The following is a 301-nucleotide window of genomic DNA, read 5'->3' on the forward strand; positions in this document are numbered from 1 at the left end:
AGCCACTACGCCAGCCGGACTGCCGATGAACAGAGCAAAGGCTAGCTGGAGTCCGCTCATACCAAGGTAGATCGGGTTGTGACTCCAGGCGTAACATCCGCCGGTAACAAGCGTGGTCGATTTATTTGCATGAAGCGGATTCAGGGTCGTACGTTTCATCCACATTTGCCATGCGGTATGCAGTATCATCCACAGACTGACACTGGCCAGTAATGCGCTTATCACGATATTTACCGCGCCAAATGTGAAACGTGAGCTCGCCGTCAACGCATCGGCAACGAGGAAAAGTACTAAGATGAGT

General features: G+C 51.8%; 1 protein-coding gene. It reads right to left on the reverse strand.

What is annotated here, in order from left to right:
• On the reverse strand, positions 1-301 hold a 301-nt coding region (locus tag FDX22_RS00135; RefSeq protein ID WP_304571746.1), incomplete at both ends, for an isoprenylcysteine carboxylmethyltransferase family protein.

Origin of the sequence: Citrobacter sp. TBCS-14 (genome assembly GCF_005280805.1) — a bacterium.
Classification (GTDB): domain Bacteria; phylum Pseudomonadota; class Gammaproteobacteria; order Enterobacterales; family Enterobacteriaceae; genus Citrobacter; species Citrobacter gillenii.